Annotated in this window: 22 protein-coding genes; 13 read left to right on the plus strand and 9 right to left on the minus strand. The window is 68.1% G+C overall.

Features of this window, described 5'->3' with window-relative positions; translation table 11 throughout:
• The first annotated feature begins 141 nt into the window (after nucleotides 1-141).
• Nucleotides 142-2,229, plus strand: coding sequence for a M4 family metallopeptidase (locus Rhe02_RS50180; RefSeq protein WP_239124269.1), 2,088 nt, complete (start codon nucleotides 142-144; stop codon nucleotides 2,227-2,229).
• A 59-nt stretch (nucleotides 2,230-2,288) separates the two neighbouring features.
• Here the strand turns inward: Rhe02_RS50180 and Rhe02_RS35750 are convergent, their stop codons facing one another.
• Genes Rhe02_RS35750 through Rhe02_RS35760 form a run of 3 tightly spaced genes read right to left on the minus strand, consistent with a single transcriptional unit; the run spans nucleotide 2,289 to nucleotide 4,270 of the window.
• Nucleotides 2,289-3,185, minus strand: coding sequence for an aldo/keto reductase (locus tag Rhe02_RS35750; protein ID WP_203912880.1), 897 nt, complete (start codon nucleotides 3,183-3,185; stop codon nucleotides 2,289-2,291).
• 9 nt (nucleotides 3,186-3,194) lie between these two features.
• Nucleotides 3,195-3,737, minus strand: coding sequence for an NUDIX hydrolase (locus Rhe02_RS35755; protein ID WP_239124270.1), 543 nt, complete (start codon nucleotides 3,735-3,737; stop codon nucleotides 3,195-3,197).
• A complete protein-coding gene (locus tag Rhe02_RS35760) occupies nucleotides 3,734-4,270 on the minus strand; it encodes a hypothetical protein (protein ID WP_203912881.1) in 537 nt (178 codons plus the stop codon). The genes Rhe02_RS35755 and Rhe02_RS35760 overlap by 4 nt, the downstream gene beginning before the upstream one ends.
• A gap of 123 nt (nucleotides 4,271-4,393) precedes the next feature.
• Between Rhe02_RS35760 and Rhe02_RS35765 the strand changes: the two genes are divergently transcribed.
• From Rhe02_RS35765 to Rhe02_RS35785, 5 genes are read left to right on the plus strand one after another with little or no spacing between them, the layout of a single operon-like run.
• Nucleotides 4,394-4,777, plus strand: a complete 384-nt coding sequence (locus Rhe02_RS35765) for a hypothetical protein (RefSeq protein WP_203912882.1) — start codon at nucleotides 4,394-4,396, stop codon at nucleotides 4,775-4,777.
• Between the two features lie 10 nt (nucleotides 4,778-4,787).
• Nucleotides 4,788-5,738, plus strand: coding sequence for a hypothetical protein (locus Rhe02_RS35770; protein ID WP_203912883.1), 951 nt, complete (start codon nucleotides 4,788-4,790; stop codon nucleotides 5,736-5,738).
• 38 nt (nucleotides 5,739-5,776) lie between these two features.
• Entirely contained in the window at nucleotides 5,777-6,181 is a 405-nt protein-coding gene (locus tag Rhe02_RS35775) for a roadblock/LC7 domain-containing protein (RefSeq protein WP_203912884.1), read from the plus strand.
• A gap of 6 nt (nucleotides 6,182-6,187) precedes the next feature.
• A complete protein-coding gene (locus Rhe02_RS35780; RefSeq protein ID WP_203912885.1) occupies nucleotides 6,188-6,559 on the plus strand; it encodes a hypothetical protein in 372 nt (123 codons plus the stop codon).
• Between the two features lie 43 nt (nucleotides 6,560-6,602).
• Nucleotides 6,603-7,013: a PPOX class F420-dependent oxidoreductase gene (locus Rhe02_RS35785; protein ID WP_203912886.1), complete on the plus strand. Its 411-nt coding sequence runs from the start codon at nucleotides 6,603-6,605 to the stop codon at nucleotides 7,011-7,013.
• A 14-nt stretch (nucleotides 7,014-7,027) separates the two neighbouring features.
• Here the strand turns inward: Rhe02_RS35785 and Rhe02_RS35790 are convergent, their stop codons facing one another.
• On the minus strand, nucleotides 7,028-7,645 hold the full coding sequence (locus tag Rhe02_RS35790; RefSeq protein WP_203912887.1) for a hypothetical protein: 618 nt from the start codon (nucleotides 7,643-7,645) through the stop codon (nucleotides 7,028-7,030).
• A gap of 99 nt (nucleotides 7,646-7,744) precedes the next feature.
• Nucleotides 7,745-8,542, minus strand: coding sequence for a maleylpyruvate isomerase family mycothiol-dependent enzyme (locus Rhe02_RS35795; protein WP_203912888.1), 798 nt, complete (start codon nucleotides 8,540-8,542; stop codon nucleotides 7,745-7,747).
• A gap of 82 nt (nucleotides 8,543-8,624) precedes the next feature.
• Between Rhe02_RS35795 and Rhe02_RS35800 the strand changes: the two genes are divergently transcribed.
• Nucleotides 8,625-11,150 carry a DUF2637 domain-containing protein gene (locus Rhe02_RS35800; RefSeq protein WP_203912889.1) on the plus strand — a complete coding sequence of 842 codons (2,526 nt, stop codon included), beginning with the start codon at nucleotides 8,625-8,627 and terminating at the stop codon, nucleotides 11,148-11,150.
• A gap of 33 nt (nucleotides 11,151-11,183) precedes the next feature.
• Here Rhe02_RS35800 and Rhe02_RS35805 read toward each other — a convergent pair whose 3' ends face one another.
• Nucleotides 11,184-12,113 carry an anti-sigma factor RsbA family regulatory protein gene (locus Rhe02_RS35805; RefSeq protein WP_203912890.1) on the minus strand — a complete coding sequence of 310 codons (930 nt, stop codon included), beginning with the start codon at nucleotides 12,111-12,113 and terminating at the stop codon, nucleotides 11,184-11,186.
• A 159-nt stretch (nucleotides 12,114-12,272) separates the two neighbouring features.
• Between Rhe02_RS35805 and Rhe02_RS35810 the strand changes: the two genes are divergently transcribed.
• Both Rhe02_RS35810 and Rhe02_RS35815 read left to right on the plus strand, forming a co-directional pair.
• Complete coding sequence (locus Rhe02_RS35810; RefSeq protein WP_203912891.1) at nucleotides 12,273-13,940, plus strand: NAD-binding protein; 1,668 nt, start codon at nucleotides 12,273-12,275, stop codon at nucleotides 13,938-13,940.
• Between the two features lie 58 nt (nucleotides 13,941-13,998).
• On the plus strand, nucleotides 13,999-14,412 hold the full coding sequence (locus Rhe02_RS35815) for a VOC family protein (protein WP_203912892.1): 414 nt from the start codon (nucleotides 13,999-14,001) through the stop codon (nucleotides 14,410-14,412).
• A 49-nt stretch (nucleotides 14,413-14,461) separates the two neighbouring features.
• On the opposite strand, the gene Rhe02_RS35820 is transcribed toward Rhe02_RS35815, so the two are convergent.
• The gene (locus Rhe02_RS35820; RefSeq protein WP_203912893.1) at nucleotides 14,462-14,707 is read right to left on the minus strand and encodes a hypothetical protein; all 246 of its coding nucleotides are present in this window, start codon (nucleotides 14,705-14,707) and stop codon (nucleotides 14,462-14,464) included.
• 115 nt (nucleotides 14,708-14,822) lie between these two features.
• On the opposite strand from Rhe02_RS35820, the gene Rhe02_RS35825 reads away from it, so the two are divergent.
• The 4 genes from Rhe02_RS35825 to Rhe02_RS35840 are packed head-to-tail and all read left to right on the plus strand — an operon-like array spanning nucleotide 14,823 to nucleotide 19,228.
• Entirely contained in the window at nucleotides 14,823-15,488 is a 666-nt protein-coding gene (locus tag Rhe02_RS35825; RefSeq protein ID WP_203912894.1) for a (Fe-S)-binding protein, read from the plus strand.
• Nucleotides 15,485-16,972, plus strand: a complete 1,488-nt coding sequence (locus Rhe02_RS35830; protein WP_373320759.1) for a lactate utilization protein B — start codon at nucleotides 15,485-15,487, stop codon at nucleotides 16,970-16,972. The genes Rhe02_RS35825 and Rhe02_RS35830 overlap by 4 nt, the downstream gene beginning before the upstream one ends.
• Nucleotides 16,965-17,471: a LutC/YkgG family protein gene (locus tag Rhe02_RS35835; RefSeq protein WP_203912895.1), complete on the plus strand. Its 507-nt coding sequence runs from the start codon at nucleotides 16,965-16,967 to the stop codon at nucleotides 17,469-17,471. Before Rhe02_RS35830 ends, Rhe02_RS35835 begins: the two co-directional genes overlap by 8 nt.
• Nucleotides 17,468-19,228, plus strand: coding sequence for an aldehyde ferredoxin oxidoreductase C-terminal domain-containing protein (locus Rhe02_RS35840; protein WP_203912896.1), 1,761 nt, complete (start codon nucleotides 17,468-17,470; stop codon nucleotides 19,226-19,228). The genes Rhe02_RS35835 and Rhe02_RS35840 overlap by 4 nt, the downstream gene beginning before the upstream one ends.
• Here the strand turns inward: Rhe02_RS35840 and Rhe02_RS35845 are convergent.
• Both Rhe02_RS35845 and Rhe02_RS35850 read right to left on the minus strand, forming a co-directional pair.
• The gene (locus Rhe02_RS35845; RefSeq protein ID WP_203912897.1) at nucleotides 19,225-19,812 is read right to left on the minus strand and encodes a hypothetical protein; all 588 of its coding nucleotides are present in this window, start codon (nucleotides 19,810-19,812) and stop codon (nucleotides 19,225-19,227) included. The genes Rhe02_RS35840 and Rhe02_RS35845 overlap by 4 nt on opposite strands.
• Entirely contained in the window at nucleotides 19,809-21,422 is a 1,614-nt protein-coding gene (locus tag Rhe02_RS35850) for an Hsp70 family protein (RefSeq protein ID WP_373320760.1), read from the minus strand. The genes Rhe02_RS35845 and Rhe02_RS35850 overlap by 4 nt, the downstream gene beginning before the upstream one ends.
• Nucleotides 21,423-21,431: the final 9 nt, after the last annotated feature.

Here is a 21,431-nt window from a genome sequence, read left to right on the forward strand (position 1 = left end):
TTACAGGGCTCGAACAATAAGCTCATCATCGTGGTTAGTTAATCCATCGGCATCCGTGGATTGACGAGGGGGCTCCGACCTGCAAAAGTGTGACGAGCATCGATATAACGATGCCTCCCCTCCTTGGAAGGAAGTGGGTTCGTGAATCGCAGAACCCCTATTGCGTCACTGGCCGTATTAACAGCGGCAGTGATCGGCGCCGTCCTGGCAACCCCCCAGGCCGTGGCCGTCCCCGCGCCCGCCGGTGACATAAGCGTCACGGCGGCCGCGGATGCCTTCGCCGCCAGCAACACGGCCGCGCTGTTCAAGAGCCCGGACGACGTGATGATCCGCGAAGCGGTCACCACCGGGACGCACGGGCTCAACTACGTGTCGTACCAACGCACGTACCGCGGTCTGCAGGTGGTCGGTGGCGACGCCGTCATCACGACCGACGCGTCGGGCAAGGTGCTCAACACGACGGCCGCTCAGGACCAGGTCATCTCCGTGGGTACCACGCCCAGCATCAGCGCGGCGCAAGCCGCCGCCACGGCGCGGACGCAGCTGGCCACCGTGCAAACGGCCAGCACCCCCACCCTTGTCGTGCTGGCGTGGGGAACCCCGCGTCTGGCCTGGGAGGTCAAGCTGACCGGCACCAAGGCCAACGGCGCGGAGAGCGTGCCCAGCGTCTACGTCGACGCGATGACCGGCAAGATCGCCGACAGTGTTGACCTCGTTCGCGACGGCACCGGCGTCAGTTTCTACGTCGGCACCGTGAACATCAACACCTCCGGCTCGGGCACCTCCTGGTCGATGCAGGACGGCACCCGTCCCGGCATCCGGTGTGGCGGCCAGAACGGCACCACGTTCACCGGGACAGATGACAGCTGGGGCAACGGCTCCGGCACCAACCTCGAAACCGCTTGTGTAGACGCGCTTTACGCCGTGCAGCGGGAATGGGACATGCTCGGCGCGTGGCTCGGCCGCAACGGCATCAACGGCAGCGGCAGCGGCTTCCCCATCCGCGTCGGCCTCAACGACGCCAACGCGTTCTGGAACGGCAGCAACACCAGCTTCGGCCACAACTCGGCCAACACTCAGCAAGCCACCTCGATCGACGTGGTGGCACACGAGTTCGGTCACGCCATCTTCCAGACCACGCCAGGTGGCGCGGGCTCGGGCAACGAGAACGGCGGCCTCAACGAGGGAACTGGTGACATCTTCGGCGCGCTGACCGAGGCCTACGCCAACAACGTGAACGACCCGCCGGACTTCCTCGTCGGCGAAGAGGTCAACCTGGTCGGCAGCGGCGAGATCCGCAACATGTTCAACCCGTCGGCCGAGGGCGACCCCAACTGCTGGTCCACCGCGATCCCCAACACCGAGGTACACGCGGCGGCCGGCCCGATCAACCACTGGTTCTATCTGCTGGCCCGCGGCAGCAACCCGGCCGGTGGCCCGGTCAGCCCGACCTGCAACAGCAGCACGGTAACCGGTGTCGGCATCCAGGATGCCGGACGGATCTACTACAACGCGATGCTGGCCAAGACCTCCACGTGGCGCTACGCCAACGTGCGGCTCGCTTCGCTGAACGCCGCGGTCAACCTGTTCGGCGCCAACTCGGCGCAGTGCACCCAGACCAAGGCCGCGTGGAACGCCATTTCGGTACCGGTCCAGGCGGGCGAGCCCACCTGCGGCGGTGGCGGCGGCGGCACGACGATCTACTCGGACACGTTCGAGACGGCGACCGGCTGGGCGACCGCCGGCGGCGACACGGCGACCACCGGCGCGTGGGAGCGCGGCGACCCGGCCGCCACCACCAGCGGTGGCGTGGGCCTGCAGCTGGGCACCACGGTCAGCGGCACCAATGATCTCGTGACAGGGGCAGCGGCTGGCGCCGCGGCCGGTGACTTCGACGTCGACGGTGGCACCACGTCCATCCAGTCGCCGACGATCGCCTTGCCTGCCACCGGAACGCTGACACTGAACTACTCGTGGTACCTGGCCCACCTGAACAACGCCAGCAGCGCTGACTTCTTCAGGGTGAGCGTTGTCGTCGGGACCACCCCGACGGTCGTGTTCACACAGGCTGGTTCCGCGGCCAACCGGGCCGGTGCCTGGACGGCGGGCAGTGTCAACATCAGCAGCTTCGCCGGCCAGACCATCAGGATCCGGTTCGAGGCGGCGGACGCGGCGACGGGTAGCCTCATCGAGGCCGGCGTCGACAACGTCACCATCACGCAAAGCTAAGTTCTGCACCAGTTTTCGGGCCGGGCGAGCGCACTCGCCCGGCCCGAGATCGTGATTGGTCAGGCCAGCTGCGCCAGCTCGGTGGGGGACAGGCTCAGCGCGCCGGCCGCGATGTTCTCCGCGAGATGGGCCGGGTTGCCGGTGCCGGGGATGGCCAGCACGTGCCGGCCCTGGTGCAGCGTCCAGGCGAGGCGAACCTGTTGTGGGGTAACGCCGCGGGCGCGCGCGATCTCCTGCACCGGGTCGCTGTGCGACTCGGCCGGGCCCGCCTCGCGTTGCGGGCCGGCGATGGCGAAGAACGGGACGAAGGCCACCCCGCGTTCACCGCAGATCTTGAGCAAACCATCGTCGCCGCGATTGGTGTCGATGGCGTAACCGTTTTGAACGCAGACCACCGGCGCGATCTGCTGGGCCTCATCGAGGTGATCCACACGGACGTTGGACAGGCCAAGATGCCTGATGAGCCCCTCGTCGCGCATCTTCACCAGCGCCCCGAAGCGCTCGGCGATCGAGTCGGGCACCGGGCGTTTGACTATCCGCAGGTTCACCACGTCGAGGTGATCGCGGCGCAGCCGCCGCAGGTTCTCCTGCACCTGGGCACGCAGCTGCGCCTCGGTGGAGGCCATGGAAAAGGTGCCGTCATCGGCGAAACCCGGGCCCACCTTGGTGGTGATGACCAGGTCGGACGGGTAGGGGGTAAGCGCGTCACGGATCAGCTCCGTCGCATAGCGCGTCTGCCCGGAACCCACGTCCAGGATTCCGCCGGGGGAGAAGTAGAACGCCGCGGTGTCGATGTGGTTCACGCCCAGCTCCACCGCGCGCCGCAGCACGGTGATCGCCAGCTCACGATTGGGGTTGGCGGTCAGCCGCATCGAGCCGAAGCCCATGCGGTTAACGGTGAGGTCGCCCAGGGTCCAGGTGCCCGCGGCTGCCGCGGTGATCTCATCGGAACGCATCCGGCGAGCTTAGCGGCGAGCGAGCACCGCCAGCAGCCCCACCAGTGGGCCGGAGCCGAGGAAGGCGCCCTCCGCGATGAGCCGGGGCACCTCGCTCAGCTCGACCCAGGCGACCTCACCCACCTCGTGCGGATCGCTTGGTGTGCCGACCAGTTCGGCCCCGCGCACCAGATAGATCTCGTGCAGACAATCGATCATTCCTGGCATCGGCTGGTACCGGGAAAGCAGCTCGAACTCCCCGATCGGCCGCCAGCCGGTCTCCTCCACGGCCTCGCGGGCCACCGTCTGCGCCCCGGTCTCACCCAGCTCGCGCAGGCCACCGGGAAGCTCCCAGCCGATCTGATCCACCGCGAACCGGTGCCGGCGCAACAACAGCACCCGCTCCTGCTGGTCGAGGATCACTCCCACCGCGACGGCGGGCAGGCGCACCACATCGTGCCAGAACCGTTGCGTGCCCACCTGAACGTCGACCTGCACCAGCCGCATCCACTCGTCGGAGTAGACCGGCCGCTCGCCGAAAACCTTCCAGCGCATGGCTTCGTCGGGCGTCATTCGGCACCGCTCGCGGTTACCGGCACCCGGGACGCGGCAGGCGGCCCGCCGAGCAGGACGATCGCCTCCGGCCCCGGGTCGTCGGCCTGCCCGGTGCAGCACGCCAGCTTGCTCTGATAGGCCTCCGCGGCCGAGATCAGCCAGCCCAGATCGAACCAGTAGTTCGGCGAGCCGGCGTTGCGCCGCCAGTAGGCGACCACCGAGTCGTAACCGACGCGCATCTGCCGCAGCGTGTGGTGCCAGTCTTCGAGCAGCCAGTTTCGCGGCACCACCCGGCGGCGCACCAGGATGGCCACCGTGTTGAAGTTGGCCAGCGCCCGATTGGCCAGGTCGAAGCGAGCCTGATCGGCGGGGAGCTCACCCTCGCGGGTGGCCTGATAGAGCAGGCGCCGGCCCTCCTGGACGTCGGTGCCGAGCAGGAGGTCCTGCACTTTCATCAGGGCATCGAGCTGTCGCTGACGTCGTCCGATGAGGACGGTGACCAGCGACAGGATGACCGCAAGCGCCGCGATCGAGATGTTGAGAATCTCCACGGCTCATCGTAAGCGCCGCAGAACTGAGGCCGCCATGACGGACACGGTGTGCGATTTGAGGGCGGCGGCGATCCGTACCGTGCCAGTCACCGGGTGGAGGCTGCGCGGGAGCTTCAAGGAGAAATGATGCTGGGTATAGGCAAATGCCTCGATCATCTGATGGCACTGCACGGCGTACTGGGCGCCAGCATCATCGACTATGCCAGCGGGTCGACGCTTGGGGCGGCCGGGCGCGGCCCGGCCAGCCACCAGGAGTCCTACAGCGCCGGTGTCACGACCATGATGCACACCACGATGAAGGCGGCCGCGCTGGCCACGGTCGGCAACCCGGCGCATGTGGAGCAGATCGTCATCACCGCAGGCAATGGGTTCCATCTGCTGCATCCGCTGGCCGGTGGCACCCAGACGCGGATGATGCTCTACGTCTGGCTCGATCGCGGGATCGGCAATCTTGCGGTCACCCAGCGGCGGGTGAATTCCATAGCCGCGCAGTTCTCGGTGAACTGACCGCGTCCAGATGACTCCGCCTGCCCCGTTGTTGCGTGACGCGCTGGAGCCATGGTGCGCGGCCGGTGTCACCGGCGCGTTGCGCCTGCTGGAAAATCCGGGCGGCACAGTCTACCTGTCGGATGGAAGGATCGCCTACGCCGAATGTCCCGCCGCGTGTGGCGTGGAGCGGCTGCTCACCGCCTCCGGTCGATTGCCCGGGGAGGCCTGGCGGGCCGCTGCCAACGTGGGCCGCAACCACCATCGGATAGGCGCCGAATTAGTCCAAAGTGGACTGATAACCCAGGCGGAGATCGAAGCGGCGGGGGTGCTTGCCCTCTACGACGCGGCCTTCTTCCTTTTCGATCTGGCGACCCCGGTGCAATTCGAGCCGGGCGCCCGCCAGCCGGTCGGCCAGCTGTGCAGCTTCGAGTTGCGCACCGTCTGCCAGGAGGTGGATCGGCGCAAGCGGTTCCTGGCCGAAGCGTGGCACGACCCGTCCAGCGACACCGCGGCGGTGCTGCCGCATCGGCGGCTGCGCTCACAGATCGTCGCGCTCACCGCGCTGCAGTGGGAGGTGGTGGCCAACGCCGATCGCCGGCGCAGCCCGGTCGACCTTGCGCGTCTGCTCGGCCGGGATACCTACACCGTCATGCTCGAGGTCCGCCGGCTGGTGCGCGCGGGACTGGTCGAACCGGGCCGGCCCGGCGGCTCCGCCGCGGCCGAGTCGCTCGCCGCGGTGCGCGCCCGCGCCGCCGAGCCGCCACCGGTCATGGCGCGGCCCGCTCCCGCCGAGGAACCGCCGGCGATGCCCGCCCGGGTTCGTCTCGCCGCCGAAACCGCCGACAGCGCCGAAGAGCTGCCGGCGTTGCCGCGCCGCGAAGTGAAGCGCCAGCCGGCGAGCCAGGCGGGGCAGACCGCCGAGAACTGGGTTCCCGAGCACGTCCTGCACCGCCTGATCAACGGGATAGGTGCCCTGTGATCAGGCTCGGCATCATCACCCGATGGAAGACAAGGAGAATGACCAGTCAATTGATCACCGAGGGTCCCGTCGTCGAGGAACTCCGCGAGCTGCGGGTGCGCCTGCCACACATCCTGGGCGTGCTGGTGGCGAGCATCGACGGGCTTCTCATCGCCCAGGACACGCCGGATGTCGAGCCAGAGACCATGGCCGCCATGTCGGCGGCCCAGCTCGGCCTCGGTCAGCAGATGGTGGCCGCGGTCAACTCGGGCGGCTTCCGTGACACCGTCACCACCGGCACCGACGGCTACGTGGCGACATTTGCGGCGGGACCGTCCGCCTTGCTCAGCGTGATCGCTGGGCCGGAACTCAATGTGGGCCGCCTCCACCACGAGGCACGACCGGTGGCGGCCAGGATCGGCGAGCTGTTGCCGTCTTCACCTCTCACCCAGCTAGGAGAATGAAAAGCTATGGCAGACATGGAAAACTCACTGCAAGAGGCCATGCAGATCGAGGGCGCCATCGGCGTGGCCCTGGTCGACTACATGAGCGGAATGGCTCTGGGCACCCAGGGCAGCACGAAGGACTTCGACCTGTCGATCGCCGCGGCCGGCAACACCGACGTGGTCAGGGCGAAACTTCGTACCCTGGAAATGTTGAAATTTAAGGACTCCATCGAGGACATCCTCATCACGCTGGGCAGCCAGTATCACGTCATCCGCCCGTTGACCAGCCGCAACACCCAGGGCCTTTTCTTGTACCTGGTGCTGATCCGGACGCGGGCGAACCTCGCGATGGCCCGCCACAAGCTCAAGTCCATCGAGGAGGATCTGCAGATGTGAGCCGAGACCACTGTGCTACGCCCGCGTCTGAAAGGATGCGGGCATGCAGTTGTCAAAAGCGAGCGACTTCGCGCGGGGCCATCACCATGCCGTCATGCACACCTACCGCCGAGACGGCCAGCCGCAGCTTTCCCCGGTGACCGTCGGGGTCAACGAGGCGGGCCAGCTGATCGTCAGTACCCGCGAAACCTCGGTGAAAGTCCGCAACCTTCGCCGCGATCCCAGGGTGTCGCTTTGCGTGTTCACCGATCGCTTCTTCGGAGACTGGATCCAGGTGGACGGGACGGCGACGCTGCTTGCGCTGCCGGACGCACTGGAGCCGCTGGTCGAGTACTACCGCTCGATCTCCGGCGAACATCCCGACTGGGATGAATACCGGCAAGCGATGGTGCGCGACCAACGGCTCCTGGTCCAGGTGGACGTGACTCGGGTGGGACCCGACTTTCACGGCTGAGGGTGAAAGACTGTCTAGTTGGGATGGTCGATCTGAGCAAAGGCGGCCCGAAGCAGGCTCTGGAGCTGAGCGTCGGTGTAACCGCCGTCGCTCATCACGAACTCGACGATGTGGTCGCCGTGTTGGGCGAGCAGGACTGCCGACTGGCTCTGGTCGCCGACGAAGGACCGGAAACCGGCCACCGCCGGGCCGAGGTCGAACGGCTTGAGGGTGACAGCAGGTCCGTCAGAGAACTTCATGGCCGGGCACTGCATGATTGCCCCGCTTAGTTCCCTTAGGTGTTCGCTGGCCGCAGGGTCGTAAACGACCGTTTGTTCCAAAAAATCGCCTGATTCCGCGTAGAAGGCTTGAACACCCGAATCGGTCAATCCGGTGTTCTGAGCCAGGACGGCGTTGTCCAACGCGGCGCAGCCGCTGCTCTCGGTGGTACCGGCCGGGCCCGTAGGTCCGGTGGTGACGAGGGCGCCCGCTCTCCAGGTCTTTCCGGTGGCCTCAGGCAGATCCTGCGTGTCCAGCAGGAGCTGCTGCAGGTCTTCCCGGCTAGGGTCTCGCGAAACGGCAGCGTGTGCTGGCGCTGCCATGGCCGTGGCCGCCAACAAGGCGACCATCGGCACCACTTGCATTGATCTCATGAACATCGCGCTCCCCCGATGGCGATTTTTCAACCCGATCTTCGGACCGCAACCTTACCTCGGCATTTCCCTCATACAAGGCAAATCGGCTACCGATTTTCAGAAGCCAGGAAACACCCGCCGCAGGTCAGCCAGGTCCACCGGACCGCCGTCGAGCACGACGGAAGACGGCGTGCGCTCGGCGGAAAGGCGGCCCGAGATGAGGCGCAGCAAGGATTCCGCGGGCAGCGTGAGCACCCCGTCGGAGCGCTCCGGCGCACCGGGCGAAACGGTGACCTGGTCGCCCAGGTGCAGCGCCATGGTGAGGTCGGGCTCACTGGTCTGCAGCCGCAGGGTGGACTGCTTGCCTTGCAACGCTTCCGGCTTGGCCAGCCAGCCCAGGCGCGACAGCGAGGACTCCACCAGCAGCGTCGTGGCCTGCGGGAGCAGCGTGGCGGAAGGGTCCAGACCCACCCTCACATCCCACGAGTGCAGCGTGAACTCGCTGAGCCGAAACGAGGTAACCGTGGCCACATCGACGGGCGCGGGAAGGAAACCCATGTCCACCAACAGGTTGGCTCGGGTATCCGGGTCGAGCGACTCATAGCGGGTGGTGAGAATCTCGTTGTGCTCCAGGAAACCTTGCGCTCGCTCGGCGGGCGCCATGGCATCCCAGCGGGCCCACACCTGCTTGTTGAAGTCGTTGCCCGGGTTCGGGTTTCCGGCCAAAGCCGCTTCCAGCACGGCCAGGTTGATGACAGAACCGCTGCCCAGGTGGCTCAGCACCTGAGAGATGTCCCACTCGGACGCTCCCGAGGGCCCGGTGAGTTGCTCATCACTCAATCCGCGGACAAAGGTGGCGAGTTGGTCGAAGCCGGATCTCAGAGCGGCGATGTTGGCGTCCGCGGTGGCGGTCATAGATGGTGTCTCCCTGCTGACGGTTATTCTCCCGGGGAGCAACCTGAACTACCGATCTGCTATTCCAGGGGTGAAGTACGGAATGGACACTTTCGCGGACTGGCAGGTACCGACCTGGGTCATGGTGCTTGTGGTCGGTGTGCTGACGATCAGCCTGGTGATCGGGGTGCCGCTGGCGCGCGCTGCCGGGCATCGGCGCGGAAAGCGGCTGGCCCACCCGGAGCTGCTCACCTCGAAACGGCAGAAGGCCGCCGACACCGCGCTGTTCCTCGCGGCTCTGGTGCCGTCGGTGCTGGTGTGGCTCGCGGTCATGGGTGTCTCCTTCATCGGCCTGACCGGTTTCGCCGCGCGAGTGATGAACTGGACCCATTGGACAAACACCCTCGTACCGCTGAGTCTCGACGGCATCTCGGTCAGCTTCGGCGCGTGGGCGTTCGTGGCGGTCAAACGTGGCCGGCATCCAGGTCGCGCCTACAAGATCGTGCTGGCCGCGGCGACGATGAGCGCGATCCTCAACTTCGTGCACGGGCACGAGGAATGGTCGCTGTGGGCCGGGATCTACCTGGCATTCCTCTCCTTCACCGGCATGGCGATGTTCCACGAGCTCCTCGAGCAGTTCATGGCCGCCTACGACGAAGAAACCGCGCTGCGCACGCGCTATCCGCGTTTCGGCCAGCGATGGTTCTATGCCCCGTTTTCCACCTTCGCGGCCCGCCGGGCGTGGATAGTCAACCCGCCCCGCGAACCGTTACGGCCGAGCATCCGCAACGCTTTGGAACACCTCGAGCAGGTGCGTGAGGAACGCCGCCTCTATCGCCTCGGCGGCGCCAGCCGGGTGCGCGAAGAACAGCAGGCACGGCTGGTCGAGCTCCAGGCCCGGATGCAGGTCAAGGCCGCCAGACGCGCAGACCCCGCCGATCCGTCGGCGATACCGCTGCCACCTCTGCCACCCCTGCCACCCCTGTCCCAGCGCCCTCCAGCCCACCCCGTCGAAGCAATCCCCGCCACCATCCCGCTTCGCGACACTGCCGGGACTCAGCGTCGCGACTCTGCCGCGGGGACTCCGGGCCGTGACTCTGTTGCGGCTCTGCGTCGCGACTCCGCTGCCGCGACCGCGCGGCGTGACACTGTCGCCGTAGGCGATGCGGTGACCCTGCCCACGTCGGTGAATCGGGCGGGCGCGGAAGCGATGCCTGCCGCAGATTCTGAGCCGGTGTCTGCCATGGCGCAGGCGGCGGAGACCGAGCCGGCGGATGCGCTGGATCAGGCGACCACGCCGCGACGGCGACGGGGCAAGGACGTCGTCGCAGCTGCCTCACCCGCGGCCGCTTCGCGGGCGGTGGTCGAGCCGGTCGTCGTGGAGCCGGCGCAGATAGCTTCGGTGCGGCCGGAGATGATGCCAGGGGAGGGGCCATCGGCCGTGGCTGATGTGGTCCCGGCGGCTGCCGAGCCGGTGAAGGGAAAACGGCGCAGCGCGAAGGCTGGCGGTGCCGATCTGGCCGCCGCCGCGACGGCGGCTGCCGCGATGCTGGCCGAGGCACCGGTGGCACCAGCGGACCCGCCGGCGACCGAACGTGGCAAGAGGCGCGCCAAGGCCGCGCCTGCATTGCCGCCTGAGCCACCCGCGCCCGAAGCGGATGCCGCTTCGGCCGAGCGGGAGGCGGCGGCTGTTGTCGCGGCGCACGCAGCGGATTCGGCGGAGCGGGCGGCTGAGGCTGAGCGGGAGGCGGCGGCTGTCGTGGCGGCGCAAGCTGCGGCTGAGCGTGCGGTGGCTGCTGAGCGGGCGGCTGAGGCTGAGCGTGTGGCGGCGGCTGAGCGGGAGGCGGCGGCTGAGCGCGTGGCTGAGGCCGAGCGTGTGGCTGAGGCTGAGCGGGAAGCGGCGGGTGTTGCGGCGGCGCAAGCTGCGGCTGAGCGTGCGGTGGCTGCTGAGCAGGCGGCTTCGGCTGAGCGTGAGGGTGCGGCGAGGGCTGAGACGGATGTGGCGGCGGGGGATGCGTTGCATGAGCGGTGGCGGCTGGAGGTGCCCAAGTCGGGGTGGCAGCGCATCGGGGAGGCGGCCGATGGCGCTCTGGCGGGGCTGGGCGCGGATGGGGCCGGGGTGCCCCTGCTGTTCGGGGCGGCTAGCAGCCGGGCTGTGCTGCCCGAGCGGGTGCCGCAGATCCTCGACGCCCATGTGCGTCCGGGCGATGATCTGAGTGTGGTGCGATTGACAAACGTGGCGTTGCGCGCGCTGGCGGTGCCCGCCAACCGGGATGAGGTCGCGCAGCTGGTGCGGGCCTGGGTCGCCCAGATCGAGCAAGGCAGCCGGGGTTACCTGGACGGGCCGCGGCCGGCGCCTCAGGCCGCGCGTCCGTTCGGGCAGAAGCTCGAATATCCGTTCGCGGTGCTGACCCTGCAGCAGGTCGTGATCAACCATCGCGCGGTGGCGTGTCCCGAGTGCGGCACGGAAGAGAGCCTGATGTTCTCCGGCCAGCACAAGCGACGGCCGGTCGACGCCAGCTGCGGGTGCGGACAGCGCTGGCCGATCGTCGGGTTGGGCTCGGAACGGGTGGGTGAGGTGCTCGCCAACGAGATCGCGCTGGGCCAGGCCGAGCTGCTCAAAACCTGATCCGCCGCTGTCCACTGTGGACGCGATGCGGGGTCACTGAGGATGGATGACGAAGCGAACGCGGGTGATGTCGGCTTCGCGGGCGATGGCCAGCGCGTCGCTGAGCTGGTTGGCCAGCCACAGACCGCGGCTGCCGTCGGCGGTGGGGCTGGGCGGGCGGTAGCTGACGAGCAGGTCGTCGACTCCGTCGCCCTCGTCGGTGACCTCGCAGACCACCGAGCCGCCGGTCACCCAGACCCGCAGCCATCTTTCGCCCGCGCCGTGGCGCAGGCTGTTTCCCGCGATCTCGCTGACGACCATCACGGCCTCCTCCACCCGTTCCGCCGGGAAGCCTTGGCGCACAGCCAAATTCCGTAGCAGGCCACGGGCGGCGGCGACGCTTGCCGCGCTGGTGAGTTCCGCTGCGACCACCGGCTCGCCGATCACCGGCGGCATCGGCTCGCTCATGGCTCGCAACAGCTCCTCTGGCCGCTGGTACGAATGGCTGGGCGAACGCTGCCGGCCAAGGACGACGGGATGGGTGCGGCCCGCGTCGGCGATCACCGAATGCGGAAGGGCGCGCATGTCGTACGGGCAGGTGATCCAGGCCGGGCTGCCGGCGAAGACGTCGTTGAGCGCGGCCTCGTAACGGGTCCAGGTGGTGTGACGTTCGCCAAAGGCCACCTCGCCGATGATGTGGACGTGGCTGTGACCACGCGCGAGGGCCTGTGCCAGGAGCCTTTCCCAGCCCGCGACGGTGGTGGCCGGACGCCTGTACCAGTCGTCACGGTCGATAAAGGTGACCAGATCGCGCTGCCGGCCGAGGCTTTCGCGCAGCAGGCCGATGTTGTGCCGGGTGACCGCGGCGATCGCGGCATGGCCCTGCTCCAGGCCGTCCTGGAGCAGAGGTGTCATCGTGCTGACGAATTCTTCGTCGCTGCCGTAGAGGAAAGCGTCGTGGGTGAGTTCAGCGGCCTGGCCCATATCGCTGCACCGATCCCCCTCCCGGCGACAAAATTTCTGATTTAGGTCAAAACTACCACTGCTGTGCTATTGAGCCGAACCCGCGAGCACCGTTGGTTCGCCCAATGTTCCCCAACTTGCCACCGATTTCGCGTGGCGGCCGTCGATACCATCCGGGGCGTGACGGCCCCTAGCAACCACTTCGTGATCAACGGCGCCGACGGCCTGACCTACCGGCTGGCCGAACAGCTGTCGAGTCGCTACGGCTCGCCGGTGGTGGTGCTGATGACCCGCCAGCAACGCTTGACCGCGCTGGACTTCGAAGACCTACCCGGGGTGCGGACGGTGGTGGTGGATCGCCTCGACGAGGCCGCCCTGGGCCAGGCGAACCTGGCCACCGCGGCCGGGCTGGCGCTGACCGTTCAGGACGATGTCGGCAATATCCATGTGGCGCTTCAGGCGCGCGATGTCGCGCCGGGCCTGCGGCTCGTGGTGCGGATGTACAACACCAACCTGGGCCACAACATCGAGACGCTGCTGGGCGACTGCAAGGTGCTCTCCGACGCCGAAATCGCCGCGCCGGCCCTGGTCGCCTCGGCGCTGGGGGAGGTGGCGGCCAACCCGGTCCGGGTCGGACGGCGCACCCTGATCGTGGCGCGGCGCGCCGATGTGGCGCCGAACAGGGTGGTGTGCGGTCTAGCGGTCACCGATGGCCAGGAGGGGCCGTCGATTCTTCCGGCCAGCGACGACATCGCCGATCTGGTCCTGGCCGAGGGCGACGAGAAGTCCAATTTGGAGTCCACTCAGCGCATCGGGGCCACCAAGCCCAAACGCGCCTCGTGGTTCGGCCTGATGCTCACCTTCGTGAGCGCGGTGGCCTCCCGCAAGACCCGGATAGCCGTGACGGTGGTGCTGGGCATCATCGCGGCCGCCGGGGTGGCCCTGGGGATGAGCCTTGGCCTGCCGGGGTGGGAGGGCTTCTACTCGGCGGCGGCCACGGTGCTGACCGGTCCTCAGCCCAATGCCGGGTACACGACCTGGCAGCAGGCGCTTCAGCTGGTGCTCGGCATCGCCGGGCTGGCCTTCATCCCGCTGATCACCGCGGTGATCGTGGAGGGCTCGGTGCGCGCCCGGCTTGCGGTGGCTCAGGTGAGGTTGCAGCAGCCACACGTCAATCACGTTGTCGTGGTTGGACTGGGCGGCGTGGGCACACGCGTGTTGCGGCTGCTGCACGACCGGGGCATCAAGGTGGTGGCCATCGCCGCCAGCGAGCAGGCGCGCGGGGTGTCCCTGGCGCGCGAGCTGGAGATCCCGCTCATCATCGGCGAGCCAAGCCGGGAGAGCACGCTGCGCATGGCCGGTGTGGAGCGCTGCCGAGCGCTGATGGCGGTGGAGCGGGCCGATGTGTCCAATTTGGAGACAGCACTGCACGGCCGCAATCTGCAGGAGCGGCTGCATGTGGTGCTGCGCCTTTTCGACGGAGACCTGGCCGCACGGGTCCGGCGCACCTTCAACCTTCCCCTGTCGCGCAGCGTCTCTTACCTCGCCGCACCCGCGTTCGCGGAGGCTTTGATGGACCGCGAGGTGATCGGCACCTTCTCGGTGGGCCGGCGTGTGCTCCTGCTGGCCGAGGCTTCGGTCGTGCCGGGATCGGCGTTGGAGGGAAAGACTATCGGCGAGGTCGACACTCCGGGCATGTTGCGGGTCATCGCGTTGACCGAGTTCGGTGAGCCCCGCCCGCTGTGGCGGCCGGCCGCGGGCAGGCGCATCGGGGCCCGCGACATGCTGACCGTGGTGGCCAGTCGCGATGGTCTCAGCAACCTTGTCAGCCGATCGGCGCGCACGTGAGGCTGAGTGAGGCTGGTTTTCACCGCTTGGCCGATGACCGCATTGATATGGTCGACATATGCCAACCAGACTGAATCCTTATCTCAGCTTCAAGGACAACGCCCGTGAAGCCATGGAATTCTACAAGAGTGTCTTCGGCGGCAAGCTCGACATGAATACTTTCAAGGAATATCAGGCCTCCCAGGATCCGGCCGAGGACGACAAGATCATGCATGCCCAGCTGGAGGCGGACAACGGCATCGTCTTCATGGCAGCCGACACACCCAACGGCATGGACCACAAGCCCGGCAACACGATGAGCATGTCGCTCAGTGGCGACAACGAAAAGGACCTGTCGGGCTACTACAAGAAGCTCTCGGCCGGTGGCACCGTCGTGATGCCGCTGGAGAAGGCGCCATGGGGCGACACCTTCGGCATGGTCACCGACAAGTTCGGGGTGGCGTGGATGGTGAACATCTCCGCGGCCAAATGAGACCGCTGGGCGGGTGGGCGCGTGGCGCGCCCACCCGCCTTTTGTCTGCTCAGTCTTCGAGCACCGGCGGATGGCCGCCGTCGCCCTCGACCGTGATATCCATGGTGCCGTCCTGGTTGAGGTCGACCATCGTCACATCTATCCGGCCGTCACCGTCGGCGTCTGACTGGAAGAGGTCGGCTTTGCCGTCGCCGTCCGTGTCAATCGCCCACAGGTCGGGCTTGCCGTCGTTGTTGGTGTCGAGGGCAAGAATCTCGTCATGCCCGTCGCCACGGGTTGGCACCGGCTGGTTCATGAACTGCATCTCCTTATGACAGGTGAGTGCGCCTGCTTTACCCCCGGCCGGCCATACCCGAAACGACGCGGTTCCTATAGGATCTAGGATCATCGGGCGTCGGAGGGGAGGATGAGTGCGAATAGCGCTGTTCATCACGTGTCTCAACGACGCCATGTTCCCCAAAGCGGGCATCGCTACGGTAACCCTCCTGGAGCGGTTGGGCCACCAGGTGCATTTCCCGCAGGAGCAGACCTGCTGCGGGCAGATGCACGCCAACAGCGGCTACGCGGTGGCGGCTCGTCAGCTGGAGCAGCTCACCTCGAGCGTCTTCGGCGGGGCCGACGCGATCGTCTCGCCCTCCGGGTCCTGTGTCGCGCACCTGCGCGCGCACACCGCGCTTCCCGTCTATGAGCTGTCCGAGCTGCTGGTCGACGTGCTCGGCGTGACCGAGGTCGGGGCGCGCTTCGCCCATCGGGTCACCTATCACCCCACCTGCCACGGGCTCCGGCTGCTGCGCCTGGGCGACAAGCCGTTGCGGCTGCTGCGCGCTGTGGAAGGGCTGGAGCTGGTGGAGTTGCCCGATGCCGACCAGTGCTGCGGTTTCGGCGGCACCTTCGCGCTGAAAAACTCCGGTGTCTCCGGGGCGATGCTCGACGACAAGTGCGCCAACGCCGCCGAGACGGGCGCGGAATACCTTGCGGCGGCGGACAACTCGTGCCTGGCGCACATCGGTGGCGGGCTGGCCCGCCGCCCCGGCGCCCCCAAACCCATCCACTACGCCGAAATCCTCGCGTCATGACCGGCTCGGCCCAGCCCCGGCGCGTGGTCGCGCTCGGCATGCCAAGGCACGCCACCGGGCCGCTGGCCGCGCCGATTACGGCGCCGGAGCCGTTCGCCGACGCGGCGGCGAGAAAGCTCAAGGACACGCAGCTTCGCGCCAACCTGGGGCATGCCACCCGGACCATCCGCGACAAGCGGGCAGCGGTGGTGGCCGAGGTCGACGACTGGGAGGCGCTGCGCGACCGGGCGGCGGCGGTCAAGGACGACGTCATCGCGAGGCTGCCGGAGTTGCTGGCGCGCTTCGCTTCCGCCGCCACGGCCGCCGGTGCCACCGTGCACCACGCCGCGGATGCCCAGCAGGCCAACGACATCGTGCTGGGACTGGTCCAGGCGGAGCAGGCCGACCGGGTGGTGAAGGTCAAGTCGATGACCACCCAGGAGATCGGGCTCAACGAGGTGCTGGAGGCGGCCGGGATAGCCGCCATCGAGACCGATCTGGCCGAGCTCATCGTTCAGCTGGCGCACGACAAGCCCTCGCACATTCTGGTGCCGGCCATCCATTACAACCGGTCGCAGATCCGCGACCTGTTCGCCCTTCGCATGCCCGGCTTCGCCGCCGACAGCGACGATCCAGCCCAGCTCGCCGGTGCGGCGCGCCGCTACCTGCGCGAGCAGTTCCTCAGCGCCCAGGTCGGGGTCTGCGGCGCCAACTTCGCGGTGGCCGAAACGGGCTCGCTGGTCATCGTGGAGTCCGAGGGCAACGGGCGGATGTGCCTGACCCTGCCGCGGACACTTATCGCGGTCGTGGGCATCGAGAAGCTGGTACCCCATATGGCTGATCTTGGGGATTTCCTTCGGCTGCTTCCGCGCTCCTCGACGGGGGAGCGGATGAACCCTTACACGTCAATATTCACCGGCGTCACGCCCGGCGACGGCCCGCAGCAGCTGCACATTGTGTTGCTGGACAATGGGCGCGGCGCGGTCGCCGCCGATCCGGTGGGCAAGCAGGCCTTGCGCTGCATCCGCTGCTCGGCCTGTCTCAATGTCTGCCCGGTGTACGAGCGTGTGGGCGGCCATGCCTACGGCTCGGTCTATCCCGGGCCGATCGGGGCGATCCTGTCGCCGCAGCTGACCGGTCAGCAGGCCGGGCACAACCGGTCGTTGCCTTACGCGTCAACGCTTTGCGGCGCCTGCTACGACGTCTGCCCGGTCAAGATAAACATCCCGGAGATCCTGGTGCACCTGCGCCAGACCGGGCCCAAACCGCTGGCCGAGCGGCAGCTCATGTCGGCGCTGAGCTGGGTCATGCGGGACAGGCGAAGGTGGAAGGCGGCGCTGCGCGCGGCCCGGGCCGGCAGCGCGCCGTTGCGCCTGATGACCCGGCGCCGCGGGCACACGCTTCGCCGCGCGCCTTGGCCGCTGTCGGCTTGGACGGCTCATCGCGATGCGCCCCTGCCCGCGCAGGAGTCCTTCCGTGACTGGTGGCGGCGCACCCATGAGTGAGCTGTTGCACCGCTTCGCCGAGCGCGCCGGTGACTACCGGGCCGACGTCCGCCTCTGCTCGCAAGCCGAGCTGCCGGGAGTCCTAAGTGGACTGTTAGGCAAAGAAGTGGTGTTGCCGCAGGGAGTTCCGCCCGAGTGGGTGGCCGGGCTGGCGACGATCGTCGATGACGGCCTCAGCCCGGCAGACCTCGACCGCCCGCAGCTTTCGGTGCTGACCGGTTGCGCGGTCGCCATCGCGCAGACCGGCACTCTGGTCCTTGACGGCGGTCCCGGGCAGGGAAGGCGGCTGCTGACCCTTGTCCCCGACCACCATGTGTGCGTGGTCTTCGCCCACCAGATCGTCGCCGACGTCCCGGACATGTTCACCGCCTTGCCCGATCCCACCCGGCCCCTCACCATGATTTCCGGCCCGTCGGCGACCAGCGACATCGAGCTCAACCGCGTGGAGGGCGTGCACGGCCCGCGCCGGCTTGACATCGTCTGTGTCATTGATAAATGAGCGTCTACCTTCACCTGGACCTGTCCAGCGGGCGGCAGGCGACCGAGCCGGTGACCGGCTGGGGTGGTCCACTGCTTGCGCTGCACCATTTGCGGAAAGCGTTGGCGCACGCTGAGCCGGTTCCGGTGGCGTTTGTCACGAGTGTGGTGGCGGGTCTGGGCGGGGTGGGGCTGGCCCGCTGCGCTGCCGTCGGCGTCTCGCCGCTGTCCGGCGCGGTGGCCGAGACACGTGCCGAGGGTCCTTTCGCCGCAGGGCTTCGCGCCAGCGGGGTGGTGGGTGTCGGCCTGACCGGTGCGGCCGGCTCACCGTCCTATGTGGTGGTCGACTCCGGTCGCGCCAGCATTCATCCCGCCACGGAGCTTTGGGGCCTGGGCACCGGTGAAGCCACCGGCATTCTGCTCGACCGCCACGGCCCCGACGCGGCGGTAGCCGTCATCGGCCCCGCGGGTGAGGCCGGCGCCCGCTACGCCAACGTCGTCACCTGCCGGTCGTTCCCTCTGCCGCGCTTGGGATTCGGTGCGATCCTCGGGGCCCGAAACATCAAAGCCATCGTCTGTGTACCGGGTGAGCCACCCCCGCCCGCAGACCCGGCCGCGTTGTCGGCCCTGACCTCGGCCTACGCCGCCCAGATGCCCTCGCACGGCTTGGCCGGCTGGCAGCATGCCGTGCCCGGTTTCGGCGCGTGGCCGGGCGAGGTCACCGAGCCGGGCCGCGCGAGCGTGCGCAACTTCGCGGACACCGGCACCGCGCCGGCCGAGTGGCCGGGCCTGGCCCCGGCCCATTTCGCGCCCAGCCTCACCTGGAGCGCGGGAGGCTGCCCGGGTTGCCCCAACGACTGCATCAAGGGATACGCCGGGGCGGGCCTGCATCAGGAGGCCGTCGCCATGCTCGGCCCGAACCTGGGCATCGGCGACCTGGCGGCGATCCTCGCGGCCAACGCACGCTGCCAGGAGCTCGGCCTGGACCCGGTCTCCCTCGGCGGCACCCTCGGCTATCTGCTCGAAACCGGGCAGCTAGCTCCGCCCGGCCAGCACGCCGCCGCAGTGGTGGCAGGCGCAGAATTCGGGGCGGTGGCAGGGGAAACGGGTGGCGGGCAGCCTGAGCGGTGGTTGCTGGAGGCGATCGAGCTGGCGGCGCAGCCGGGACATCCGTTCGGGCAGGGGGCGGCGGCGCTGGCGCAACGGCACGGCAGGCCGGAGGCGGCGATGGTGAGCCGCGGTGTGGAGCTGCCCCCGTTCGACCCTCGGGTGCAGCGCGGGCTGGGGCTGATGTATGCGGCGAACCCGATCGGCCCGCGTTATGACGCCATCGAGCACGATCTGGACTTCGACCCGGTTTACGGCCTGGAGTTCTGTTACGAGGAAAGCCGCCGGATCGGGCTCACCGTGCCCAACCCTGCGTCCCAATTGGACTTTGCGCGCACGGTGGTGCTGGCCGATCTGTGGAGCGGGCTCGACGCCCTGCTGGTGTGCCCCTATGCCAGCACCCCGACCCGCCCGCTTTCGCTGGACGGCGTGTGCGCGCTAGTCGAGGCGGTCACCGGCGTGGCCATCGCGCCGCAGCAGGTGTTGGCGCTGGGCCGCGAACGCCTTGCCCAGCAACAACAAATCAATGACCTGCTGGGTGTGGCGGCCGGGCGCCTGCCCGACCGCTTCTTCGACGAGCCGGTCCAGGCGGGCGTCTTCGCGGGCGCGGTATTGGATCGCACCGAATTCGAGGCTGCTGTGCTGGCGCTGCAACAACTTTGGCGCGGCTAGAGGACCCTTTCCCGGGTGAGGCCCAGCAGCGTGAACAGGTTGCTGAGATGCCGCGACCCGAAGCTGTCGCCCTCTTCCAGCAGGGCCTGCACCTTTTCGGCATCCGGCGCGAGGCCGGCCTCGTGGGCCCAGCTCACCAGGGAAGCGGTGAGGACCGGGGCCGATGTCACGATCTCGTCGACCGCTTGGGCCCCAAGCCTTTCCATCGCCTCGTCGATGGCCTCCTGGCCGCCCTGCTCGAAGAGCTCGTCCACATCGAGCTCCTGCAACATCGCCGCGCCCAGCTCCTCTTCCACATCGCCGGAGTTGAGCCAGCCCGCCCACGCCCCAGCCTTGGTCAGCCCGCGCACATAGGTGGACTCCAGCGCGGTGATGGTGCACCACATCACCGGTGCGCCGGTGGCCTGCGCCAGGGCCGGCAGCCAATCGGCGTCCGGCGCGGAGTCGGCCACGACCAACAGCATCCAGCCGTCGAGAAGCTCGGTCACCCGACGGGTCGGATCGGCCGCGATGACGTCCAGGTAGGGCAGCTTCGCCCAGCCGCTGTCGCTGCGCAGAACCAGTATTTCGTGGTACGAGCTCATGCCTGGGCACCGTTTCCTACGAACCAGATGGGCGGGGCATCCATGGGCTTCCGCTTAAGCTTTTTGAGCTCCAGCGAGGCGTCATCGCGGTTCTTGATGATGGGCCAGCGATCGACCCGCATCGCGGTCTGCTTGCCGGTGCCATCGGTGAGCAGCAGCTGCCCATCACAGTAGATCTTGAATACGAGCTCGTGCAATCCAAACCGGACCGGCAGCTTGTCGATCGCCGCGCCGTCGACGGCCAGCCGCACCGGCTTGCCCGAGGGCGAGACCACCCGCAGATGGCCGCGGCCCTGACGCGGCAACCGCATTCCCCGGCCGCGCCGCTCGTAGTTGAGGCGGGCCCGGCCGGAAGCCGCCTGCCACTCCCGGTAAAGCGGTGTGTAGGCCTCGTAGAGCAGCCGGCGCTGCGAGCCGCCGTCCCACTCGAGTACGAAGTCGAAGGCGGGCCGGTGCAGGTTGATGTGCTCATAGCCGGTGTTGTCGGTCAGGCCCTTGGCCACCGCTTCGACCGGGTCGGCCTGCTCGCGCCGCACGAAGGCGACCTCGGGGAAGCGGGCCGCAAGCCGTTGCCTCACATAGGGAATCTGGCTCATGCCACCGACCAGCATGATGTAGTCGAGGTCGTTGGTGGTGACCCGGGGCAGGAAGCCAGGCACGTCGCGGAAACGCTCCTTGAGCTGCGCCTCGACCAGCGCCTCCTCGACCAGTTTCTCGGCTTGGACCATCAGCGGATGGAAAGCGGTCTCCACCCGCTGCCGGGTGTAGTCGATCTCTACATAGCGGCCGAAAACCAGCATCGGCAACACGAGGGTGTGCAGCTCCTGCGTGGACAGAGCGATCTTCGTCTCGCGCGCCATCCGGGCGATGAGCGCTCGGGCCTGCGCCGGTTGCCGAAGCGCCGCGAAGTCGACCCCGGCGCCCTCGATCTCACCGATCAGGTCCGCGGTGATGGCCTCGTCAAGCTGATCGCCCGCCAGCGGGTTGCCGCGGCTCGACAGCACCGAGACCTCTTTCACGCTTTCGCTGGCGATGTCGAGCACCGCCACGTCGAGCGTGCCTCCACCCATGTCGAAAACGAGCACCCGGCCCGAGATGGGGTCGTCGCCGGTCAGCTGATGATCGGCGATCCAGGCCAGCCCGGCCGCGACCGGCTCGTCGATGAGCGTCGCGTCGGTCACCGACAGCCCCACGCTCTTGGCTATTCGGATTAGGCGTTTGCGCTGCGCGCCGTCCCACATCGCGGGGCACCCGAGCCGGATCTCGCCACCGTTGAGCGAGTTGCCCGCCCGCTTGCGGATCTCGGTGAAGATGGCGGCGATGACCTCGTCGACCTCGACTTCGACCCCGCTGTCGGGTGGCCCCACCGGAATCGTCTGCCACCTCTCGGTGATCGCCCGCTTGACCGATCTCACCAGCTGTTCGGCGGGAAATCCGTCCTCGTCACCGACAACAAGATCGTTTCCTTTCAGCGCGGCGACCGAGCTCAGCCAGGGCGTGCCGGGCGAGAGTGGCACGACCATGGCCGGGCCTGAACCTGTCCGCCGAGCCACAAAGGACGTGGTCGTGCCAAAATCGATAGCTACCGTTGATCCGCCTTGCTCGACCATCTCGCCTCG

This window comes from Rhizocola hellebori, assembly GCF_016862955.1.
Taxonomy (GTDB): domain Bacteria; phylum Actinomycetota; class Actinomycetes; order Mycobacteriales; family Micromonosporaceae; genus Rhizocola; species Rhizocola hellebori.